7 protein-coding genes are annotated in these 8,484 nt (G+C 66.6%); 2 read left to right on the top strand and 5 right to left on the bottom strand.

Annotated features, from left to right (window positions below):
* Window positions 1-328 precede the first annotated feature (328 nt).
* Window positions 329-802: a GNAT family N-acetyltransferase gene (locus E3T29_RS05000; RefSeq protein ID WP_134344377.1), complete on the top strand. Its 474-nt coding sequence runs from the start codon at window positions 329-331 to the stop codon at window positions 800-802.
* Window positions 803-856: 54 nt separating this feature from the next.
* Here E3T29_RS05000 and E3T29_RS04995 read toward each other — a convergent pair whose 3' ends face one another.
* Genes E3T29_RS04995 through E3T29_RS04985 form a run of 3 tightly spaced genes read right to left on the bottom strand, consistent with a single transcriptional unit; the run spans window position 857 to window position 2,918 of the window.
* On the bottom strand, window positions 857-1,774 hold the full coding sequence (locus E3T29_RS04995) for a hypothetical protein (protein WP_134344375.1): 918 nt from the start codon (window positions 1,772-1,774) through the stop codon (window positions 857-859).
* Window positions 1,775-1,803: 29 nt separating this feature from the next.
* The gene (locus E3T29_RS04990) at window positions 1,804-2,457 is read right to left on the bottom strand and encodes a hypothetical protein (protein WP_134344373.1); all 654 of its coding nucleotides are present in this window, start codon (window positions 2,455-2,457) and stop codon (window positions 1,804-1,806) included.
* Between the two features lie 44 nt (window positions 2,458-2,501).
* Entirely contained in the window at window positions 2,502-2,918 is a 417-nt protein-coding gene (locus E3T29_RS04985) for a GNAT family N-acetyltransferase (RefSeq protein ID WP_134344371.1), read from the bottom strand.
* Between the two features lie 238 nt (window positions 2,919-3,156).
* Between E3T29_RS04985 and smc the strand changes: the two genes are divergently transcribed.
* Window positions 3,157-6,726 (top strand): chromosome segregation protein SMC, encoded by a 3,570-nt coding sequence (gene smc, locus E3T29_RS04980; RefSeq protein WP_134344369.1) that lies wholly within the window; start codon window positions 3,157-3,159, stop codon window positions 6,724-6,726.
* A 36-nt stretch (window positions 6,727-6,762) separates the two neighbouring features.
* Here the strand turns inward: smc and fdxA are convergent, their stop codons facing one another.
* Together fdxA and E3T29_RS04970 are read right to left on the bottom strand one after the other, a co-directional pair.
* Window positions 6,763-7,080 (bottom strand): ferredoxin, encoded by a 318-nt coding sequence (gene fdxA, locus E3T29_RS04975; protein WP_092341217.1) that lies wholly within the window; start codon window positions 7,078-7,080, stop codon window positions 6,763-6,765.
* Window positions 7,077-8,477, bottom strand: coding sequence for an FAD-dependent oxidoreductase (locus E3T29_RS04970; protein ID WP_134344368.1), 1,401 nt, complete (start codon window positions 8,475-8,477; stop codon window positions 7,077-7,079). Before E3T29_RS04970 ends, fdxA begins: the two co-directional genes overlap by 4 nt.
* Window positions 8,478-8,484 lie beyond the last annotated feature (7 nt).

Below are 8,484 nucleotides of genomic sequence, written 5' to 3'. Positions count from 1 at the left end.
GGCATCCGTTCGACCGCCGCGCGCTGCGCGGGACCTTCGGCGCCGCGCGCTGCGCGGGACCTTCGGCGCCGCGCGCTGCGCGGGACCTTCGGCGCTGCGCGCTGCGCGGGACCTACGGCGCCAGAGCGGATGAGCCCCGTCGCGCTGCGCGGGGACTGCGCCAGTTCGCGGGAGTTCGGGCCTAGCCAGAACTCCAGCGCAACGCGTCGCGCTGGACCTGCGCCATTGCGTGCGAGTTCCACCTCCCGCGCAGCGGCGCAGCCCCCGCGCGACCGTAGTATCCCGCCCGAGAATGGCATCTGGGTGTCAGCTCTGCCAATCTTCGGTCATGGATATCGTTACAGATCGGTTGACGCTGCATCCCCTGACTCCGTGGGAGGCTCAGCGCATTGTTGACCGAAAGCCTCAACCCGACGATGTCTGGCATGCGGACTATCCGTTGGACGATGAGTTGAATCCACTCCGAGCCCTCGCCGAATCCCGCGAGGGCGAAGCGATCTTCACGCTCTACATAATCCGAATCAACGACGGCGATGTCGCGGTGGGCGGCATCGGGTTCTTTGGCCCTCCCGACGTGAAAGGTTCGGTTGAAATCGGCTACGGCCTGGTGGAATCTGTTCGGGGACGAGGGCTCGCCACCGAGGCCGTCAGCGCCACGACTCAGTGTGCGTTGAGGAATGGAGCCGTGCAGATCAAGGCAGACACTGACCTCAAAAACTATGCATCGCAACGAGTCCTCGTGAAAGCCGGGTTCACAGAAGTGTCCCGGTCCGACGAATTGATCTTCTACGAGTTCGGGTGAGCTCTGAACCAATCGAGGTCGCGTGATGGTATTGCTGGAGCGGTCGCCGGGGCGTTAGGCCAGAGCGGCCTGGAGGCGCCGTCGCTTCAGCGCCCAGCGCACAGTCAGGCCGAGAACCATCACGATGACCGCTGGGATCAGGAGCGCGGCGGATCCGCCCTTCACACCCAGCGCGCTGAAGAAAACCTGCACGCCGTAATCGAGCATTTCAGCCGGGTAGGCAGCGAGCACACGAGTTCCCACGGCGGCGCTGACTGCCGTGAACAGCGCAGGTCCGATCCAGAGGGCAAGAAAACTGACGATCGCCGCAGCCACCCGGCCAATCGTTGCCAGGCCGCACCACGCCACGGCGAGCCCCACGATGACGGCCGGAACCCATCGGGTGGCGCTCAGCAGGGCCCTGCCCGTTTGCGATACGTCAAAGTCGAACGGATGCGCGATGAGCGCGCCCAGCCAGACACTGACCGTGACAGCGGCCAGGCTCACGCCCACCATCGCACCGGCGGCAGGCGCTCGGGCGATGAGCACCAGAATAAGCAGTCCGATCACGTTGGCAGCAATGGTTCCGATGGTCAGAGCGAGCAGGTAGACCTTCGCGGCCGGGCTCTCCGCGAGGCCGCTGGCGACTGTGACTGCGGTCTGCATGATGGCAAGGACCTGCACGAGCAGCACTCCGATCATGATCGCGGCGAATGCGAATCGGGGGTGCTGCGCGCGCGTCAACCGAGCGAAGCCGCCGGCCAGCGCTGACCCGGTCACGATCAGGGCGACAATGAGGGTGATGGTGTACTGACTGAACGGCAGCAGGGCGATCGGCATGTCCTCCGGAACGGAGTCGACGGCCCACAAATTTTGAATGGGAAGGTGCATTCCGGTGATCAGCCAAGGCAGCAGCCCGACGATCGCCGCGAGCATCCCGACGACCAGGTATGACACCGGACCTATCGCTTTCATCCGTGTAAGTACAATCACCAGAACCCCCTCAGACTGAAACCGCAAGGCTAGCACTGCCTCAAACGGGGGGGGGTCGACGGTTCCGGCGGAGGCACGACGCGTTTCCAGGCGCCCTCGTAACCCATCGGTACAAAACCGAGCGCCTCGTTGACGGCCAGCATGTGCCGGTTCTCTTCAACGTTGAATGTCGTCACCGACGGATGCCCGGGGCTCTCCTGCGCGAGATACTCCAGATTCGCTGTTTTCAGCAGCATGCCCAGGCGGTGCCCACGATGCTCGCGCAGCACGAGCGTGTCCTCCTGGCCGACGGAGCGGTCACTTTCGGCTGGCACCGACAGCTGGGTGAACGCGACCAGGTGACCGATCGGCTCGTGCAGCGCGGCCGCGGTGAGCATTCGACGCGGGCTGCCGACGCGGGAAGTCTCCTCGTGGACCAGCCGCTCGATGCTCCAGACATCTTCGGGCTCTTCGAGGCCGGCGGTAGGGGCATCCGTGCTCATGCGCGTATAGAGCAGAGCGAGATCGTCGCGCCAGGGCGGGGGAGTCGCCTCACTCCAGCAGTGCACGGTGTAGTCGCGGCCGGCGTCCGCCGCGGCATCCGCTCGGAAGCGGCGGATCACGCTCTCGTCGGCGGGCAGCACGAGTCGGCTACCGCGTTCCACCTGCTCGAGCCGGTAGCCGTGGGCGAGGAGAAATCGCACTTCGGAGTTACCGAGCGGGACCGACCCGAAGCCGGTCGGGGCGGTCAGGCGTTCACCCGGGCATCCGCTGACACCGTGTAGACGATCAGTTCGTGCCGATTCTCGGTGGCGGCGAGCAGCTCGACGCGATCGGCGAGGGCGGTGTCGATGCCGCGATTGCGCCAGGCCGGCAGTACCTGTGCGATCAGCCAGGCATGATCGTCGTTCGGGCCCTGCAAGGTCTCATAGGCGGCCCGGCCGACGACAGCACCGCCGACGCGTGCTACGAACATGCGTTTGGGGTCATATTTCGTGTTGAGCCACCCGGGAAGCAGCCCGGCCGCCGAGTATTGCAGGTCGTTCGTGCCGAAGCCCTCGGCCTCGGTGATGTTGCGTACCCGGGTGGCCGCCTCAAAATCCGGCCAGCTGGGCGCGTTCGGTGTTGCCGGAATGATGAGTTCATCGATCGAGAAGTCGCTCATGCTACGCCAGAGTAGTGCGACCCACTCGGGTGCGTGCGGTCGATTCGTGCAGAACCGCGGCGATTTTCGCTTTGCGACCCGAAATCACCGGAAAGGATGCTGTGTTCCAGGGATTCTCCGCAGTTGGGTACGCCACACCGGGCACGAGCGGATGTCCCGGCCAGTGTCGGTGGGGCACGGTACCGTTGAATCAGCCCCGAGACCAGTACTCGCCGCGACCGACCGGAAGGGTCTCACGTTGTATCTGAAGAGCCTCACCCTCAAGGGGTTCAAGTCGTTCGCCCAGCCGACGACGTTCGCCTTTGAGCAAGGCGTTACCTGCGTCGTCGGTCCGAACGGGTCGGGCAAGTCCAACGTCGTCGATGCTCTCGCCTGGGTGATGGGGGAACAGGGCGTGAAAACCCTGCGCGGCGGCAAGATGGAAGACGTCATCTTCGCCGGCACGTCGACCCGCGGTCCGCTCGGCCGGGCCGAGGTCATCCTCACCATCGACAACAGCGACGGCGCCCTGCCGATCGATTACTCCGAAGTCACCATTTCACGCACGCTCTTTCGCAACGGCGCGAGCGAGTACGCCATCAACGGGCGCACCTGCCGGCTGCTCGACGTACAAGAATTGCTCAGCGACTCCGGCCTCGGCCGCGAGATGCACGTCATCGTCGGGCAGGGCCAGCTCGACGCCGTGCTGCGCGCGACCCCGGAGGAACGCCGCGGCTTCATCGAAGAGGCCGCCGGCATTCTCAAACACCGTCGCCGCAAAGAAAAAACCCTGCGCAAGCTCGACGCCATGCAGACCAACCTCACCCGGTTGAGCGACCTCGCGGGAGAGATTCGCCGCCAGCTCAAACCGCTCGGACACCAGGCCGAAATCGCGCGGGAGGCTCAGACCATCGCCGCCGTCGTGCGAGATGCCCGCGCCCGCCTGCTCGCTGACGATGTCGTGACGCTGCGCACCGCGCTCGACGCGCACAATCGCACCGAGAGTGAACGCCACACCGAGCGGGTCGTGCTGCAGGAGCAGCTTTCGCAGAAACAGGCTCGGGTGCAGCGGCTCGAGCTCGCCCAGGTGGGAGACGTCGTCGACCTGGCACGCCGCACCAGCTATGCCCTGGAGTCGGTGCAGGAACGACTACGCGGGCTCTTCACCCTGGCCAACCAGCGGCTGGCATTATTGGGTTCGCAGGCCGAGTCGACCGGCCTCGTCTCGAGCGTCACTCCCACCATGCTGACCGAGGCTGCGGCCGAGGTAGAGCAGCTGCGCGCGGGCATTGGCGCGGCTCAAATCGACTGGGACGACTCACGAGTGCAGAGCGCGGCAGCCCGGTCGAGGCTCGACGCGGTCGACGAAGATATTGCAGCCCAGGCAGCACTCGTCTCTCGGCACGACCTCGAAATCTCCCACCTGACCGGGCAATCCGAGACGGCAGCATCGCGGCTGGCTGCCGTACGTGGTGAGCAGTTGCGGCAGCAGAATGCCCGTGACGCGGCGACCGAACGCAGCGTGAAGGCGCAGCTGCAACTTGACGAGTTGCAGTCCGCTGCGCCAGCCGGTGAACCGGACTCCGGCGAGCTGGCCGCGGCATTCGAGCTGGCGCAGGCTGCGGTTCAGGGTGTTGAGGCCGAGGTGGAGCGTCTGCGCGACGAGCTGCACGGCCATGAGCGGGAACGGGACGCCCAGGCGGCACGGCAGGGTGCGTTCTCCCTGGCGCTCGATCAGAAAGACGGCTCCTCGGCGTTGCTCGGCGCGAAGCTGGCCGGCATCCGTGGCCTCGTGGCCGACCACGTGCGGGTGCAGCCAGGGTTCGAAGCGGCGATCGCTGCCGCCCTCGGCTCTCTTGCCGATGCCGTGCTGGCCGACAACCGCGACGCTGCCCTCGCTGCCCTCGTTCAGGCCGAAAACGACGACTTCGGGCGCGTTGAGCTGATCGTGGCCAACGGCGACGACAGCGCGGTGCCGACCATCGAATTGGGTGCGCCGTCGGGCATCCGCTGGGCGAACGCGGTCATCGACGGCCCGGCCGGCCTGCGCGGCCTGCTGGCTCAGACCGTCATCGCCGACGATCTTGCCGTGGCTCGAGCGGCCGAGCTGCCTCAGGGTCTCACGCTCATCACGCTGGCGGGCGAGGTCTTGAGCCCGTGGGTCGTGAGCGGCGGGTCCGGCGCCAGACAGAGCAAGCTCGAACTCGTTGCGGAGCGAGACGTGGCGGCCGAGAGGCTCGCTGCTGTCACCTCGCAGATCGAACGGGTGCGCTGTGAGTTCTCCGAACAGCGCACCCTGTTGCAGGCCTACAAAGAGCAGTCGGTCAGCGCACGGGCTGCCCTGCGCGCCTTCGAAACTCAGCTCGCCACGGTGACCGAACGTCGCGGACGACTCGTGGTGCAAGCGGATGCCGCCGCCGCCGACGTCGACCGGGTCTCCGCCGCTCTGCAGTTCGCGAGCACGGCCGTCACCGAAGCCGCGGCTGTCGCGGCGCGGGCAGCCGCTGCACTCGACACTGCCCGGTCCCAGCCACGGCCCATCCTCAACGCGACCGTGCGGGACGCTGTGTACACCGAACTTGAGGCCGCCCGCGAGACCGAGGTCGAGAACCGGCTCCAGGTGGAAACCGCCCGTGAACGCGTGCGCGCAGGCGCTGACCGCGTCGCAACACTCACCCGTCAGCTCGAGGACGACCGCACGGCCGCTGAGGCCGCAGCGCGTCGCGCGGTCATTCGTCGCCGCCAAGTGGATGCCGCCTCCCGCGTTGCCCAAACGCTTCCAGCCGTGCTCGCCGCGGCCGACCGCTCCGTCGCCGAGGCCCGGATTCAGCTCGCGAGCGCCGAAGCCGAACGGGCGAGCCAGAACACCGAACTGCAGCAGCTTCGGCAGGGCGAGAACGTGTTGCGCGAGCGGCTGGCCTCGATCACCGAAAACGTGCACGGACTCGAACTCGAGATCTACGAGAAGAAGCTGCACCTCGCGGCCCTGCTTGAACGCGCCGGCAGCGAACTGGGTCTCACCGAAGACGTGCTCGTCGGCGAATATGGTCCCGACCAGCTGATCCCGCCCGATGGCACCGACGTGATCGGCAGCGGCAGCGAGGGCCTGGCGTTCGCTGGCGGCGCGGCCGGCGGCATCCGCTTTGATCGGGCCGAGCAGCAGAAACGGTTCGCGGCCGCCGAACGCAAGCTCGGTCAACTCGGGCGGGTCAACCCGCTGGCCCTCGAAGAATTCGCGGCGCTCGAGCAGCGGCACCGCTTTCTCACCGAGCAGCTCACCGACCTCACGGAAACCCGCAGCGACCTGCTCACCATCATTGCGGACATCGACGAGAAGATGCAGACCATCTTCTCGGCCGCGTTCGATGACACCCAGGCGGCCTTCGCCGACGTGTTCCCGGTGCTGTTTCCCGGCGGCAGCGGCAGCATCTGGCTCACCGACCCCGACGACCTGCTCACGTCCGGCATCGAGGTGTCGGTGAAACCGGCCGGAAAGAAGATCGAACGGCTGTCGCTGCTCTCCGGCGGTGAACGCTCACTCGCCGCCGTCGCGCTGCTGATTGCCATTTTCAAGGCCCGTCCGAGCCCGTTCTACATCATGGACGAGGTCGAAGCTGCGCTCGACGACGCCAACCTCGGCCGGTTGCTCACCATCTTCGAAGACCTGCGAGAGACCAGCCAGCTCATCGTGATCACGCACCAGAAACGCACCATGGAGATAGCGGATGCCCTCTACGGTGTGAGCATGCGGCAGGACGGCGTCAGTGCTGTCGTCGGCCAGCGCGTCGGCACCCGCGCGGACGAGCGGGCCGATGCTGCGGTCGGTTGACCCGCGGATGCGCGCGTAATTGCCGATGCGGGCGCCCTACGCCTGCGGCGGCAGTGCGGAGATGACGGGGTGGTCCTTGGCGAGCACGCCGACCTTGGCGGCGCCTCCCGGGGAGCCGAGGTCGTCGAAGAATTCGACGTTGGCTTTGTAGTAGTCGGCCCACTGTTCGGGCAGGTCGTCTTCGTAGTAGATGGCCTCGACCGGGCAGACCGGTTCGCAGGCTCCGCAGTCGACGCACTCGTCTGGATGGATATAAAGGGAGCGTTCGCCCTCATAAATGCAGTCCACCGGGCATTCGTCGATGCAGGCACGATCTTTCACATCGACACAGGGCAGGGCGATCACATAGGTCACAGTGTCAGCAAAGCTTCCGTGCGGGAGATGGCAACCTGTTCGGCGCGGGAGATCACCTTGACGCGCTCCCGGCCGGGAGTGACCAGATCCTGGGCGCCGAGCAACTGCTCGTGCGCGTCGAGGGTGCGCCAGCCGGCCCAGGTCGTGTATTCCACGCCGCGCGCCTCGAGCAGCGCCAGAATCGTATCCGCTGAGCCGAACGCCTGGTCGCGAGCGACGAGCGCCGGTACGTCTTCGACGAGCCGGGTGATGGTCTCCAAGGCATCACCCTTGGTGTGTCCAATGAGGCCGATCGGGCCGCGCTTGATCCACCCGGTGGCGTAGAGGCCGTCGATCGGCTCGCCGGCCGCATCGAGCACGCGGCCGCCGTCGTTTGGAATAACGCCGCGCACGGCGTCGAACGGCACCTCGGCGAGGGCGCTACCGCGGTAGCCGACTGCGCGATATACGGCCTGCACCGGGTAATCCACGATGACGCCGGTCGGTCGCACGCCGCCGTCTCCGGTGTGTTCGGTGCGCTCAAAACGGATGCCTTCCACCCGGCCGTCGCCGTAGACCTCGAGCGGTGCGTGCAGAAAGTGCAGGTGCAGGCGACGTGAGGCGCCCTGCGGAGCCTTGGTGAGCCATCCGTTCAGCGTGCGGGTCATGATCTTGACCTGGTTGTTGCTCGCGACGAGCTGCTCGCTGTGCGAGTCGGGAGCGAAGTCCTCGGCGTAGACGATGAGGTCGACATCGGGAATATCGGCGAGCTCGCGCAGCTCGATCGGCGTGAATTTCACCTGCGACGGCCCGCGGCGGCCGAACACGTGCACGTCGGTGACCGGCGAGCCGGCCAGCCCGGCGTAGACCGAGGCCGGGATGTCGGTGGTGAGCAGATCGTCGGCGTGCTTGGCCAGAATGCGCGCCACGTCGAGGGCCACGTTGCCATTGCCGATGACGGCGACATCGGTCGCGTCGAGCGGCCAGTCCAGCGGAACGTCGGGGTGGCCGTCGTACCAGGAGACGAAGTCGGCGGCGCCGAACGAGCCGGGCAGGTCGATGCCGGGAATGACGAGCGGTGCGTCGAGAATGGCCCCGGTGGCGAAGATGACCGCGTGGTAGTGCTCGCGCAGCTCGGCCAGGGTCAGGTCGGTGCCGTAGGTCACGTTGCCGATGAAACGAATGATGCCTGCGTCGAGCATCTCCTGCAGCGACTTCACGATGCCCTTGATGCGTGGGTGATCGGGGGCGACGCCATAGCGAATCAGACCGTACGGGGCCGGCAGCGAATCGAACAGGTCGATGGCCACCTCGTGGCCGGCCTCCAGCACGAGCCGGTTGAGAATGTTGCCGGCGTAGATGCCGGCCGGGCCGGCGCCGATGATGGCAACGCGCAGGGCAGAGGGAGCGGGGGTCATAACGGGC

Source organism: Cryobacterium sp. TMT1-66-1 (assembly GCF_004403435.1).
In the GTDB taxonomy this organism is placed as follows: Bacteria; Actinomycetota; Actinomycetes; order Actinomycetales; family Microbacteriaceae; genus Cryobacterium; species Cryobacterium flavum.
This window is presented reverse-complemented; position numbering and strand designations above follow the sequence as displayed.

Excerpts from the sequence above, each read along its gene's own strand:
- E3T29_RS05000 (WP_134344377.1), top strand. The coding sequence starts at position 329 with ATGGATATCGTTACAGATCGGTTGACGCTGCATCCCCTGACTCCGTGG.
- E3T29_RS04985 (WP_134344371.1), bottom strand. The coding sequence starts at position 2,918 with ATGAGCGACTTCTCGATCGATGAACTCATCATTCCGGCAACACCGAAC.
- E3T29_RS04970 (WP_134344368.1), bottom strand. The coding sequence starts at position 8,477 with ATGACCCCCGCTCCCTCTGCCCTGCGCGTTGCCATCATCGGCGCCGGC.